This is a genomic window from Mycobacterium montefiorense, from assembly GCF_003112775.1.
GTDB lineage: Bacteria > Actinomycetota > Actinomycetes > Mycobacteriales > Mycobacteriaceae > Mycobacterium > Mycobacterium montefiorense.
In genome coordinates, this window is sequence record NZ_BFCH01000030.1 from 1 (window position 1) to 1,103 (window position 1,103).

At 60.1% G+C, this 1,103-nt stretch carries 1 protein-coding gene; it reads right to left on the reverse strand.

The genetic code is table 11. The annotated features are described in order from the left end of the window. The coding region (locus DB708_RS23415) for a condensation domain-containing protein (RefSeq protein ID WP_235616916.1) at positions 1 to 1,103 on the reverse strand (1,103 nt) is incomplete at both ends.

A 1,103-nucleotide genomic window follows, 5' to 3' on the forward strand; every position in this document is an offset into this window, starting at 1 on the left:
ACCGCGCTGCCCCAACACCATCGGTTCAGACGGACCCACCAACGTGGGAGTCTCAAAACCGGCCAGGACCTCACTCCACGCCGCCCGGGCACTATCGAGATCCCGCTGAGCCAACCACGTCACAAACCTGCGATACGGCGTCGGCGCAGCCAACCGCTGCCCGTAATAACTAGCGAAGATCTCTTGCAACAAGATCGGCAACGACCAGCCATCCAACACGATGTGATGATTAGTCAACACAAACCGGTACCGATCTTGTGCCGTGCAGATCAACGCCACCCGAGAAGCCGGCTGGCCACCAAGCTCGCACACCGCGCCACGCTCGACAGCACACACCTGCTCGATCTGCACCTCAACATCACCAGCATCGCAACCCGTGAGGTCGATATACCGCCACCCCGCCACAGGATCCGCCGAAATCACCTGCACCGGCTGATCAAACTGCTGGCTAAACCGCGCCACCAAATGAGGATGCCGACCCACCACCACCTGGACCGCATCACGCAGCCGACACTCATCAAGCGCACCACGTAACGCGATATCCAACTGCACCGCATACACATCACCGCGATCCACCACATCACCGCGATCCACCACATCACCGTGATCCGCCTTGGCGACACCAGCATGAAAAAGCAGCCCCTGCTGCAACGCAGTCAACGGCAACACATCAGCCACCACACCCTGGGACGCCAACTCAGCAATCTGATGCTGAACAAGACGCGCCGGCACAATATCGGACGGCGTCAACCCACCCCCACCACCACGAACACACGCACACATCCCCGCCAACGCCTCAAACCACGACACACTGAGCCGACCAACCTGGGCCTCATCGACCACCGAACGCGCCCACATCCAGTTCGCACTCAACTCAGGGCCAGCCACCGTGTCGACAGTGACCGCATTAAGTTCCACCGTGTGCATCAACGGCATCGGCACCGCCCCAGTAACACCCACCGACGACGCACCCTGCTGACTGAAAAGCCATAAATCATCCGACAACTCACCCGCGGCGCCCGCACCCACACGCCCCAAATAGTTAAACCCGATCACCGGATCTGGCCCGGACAAATCCACCTCAGGGTTCAAATACCGCAACA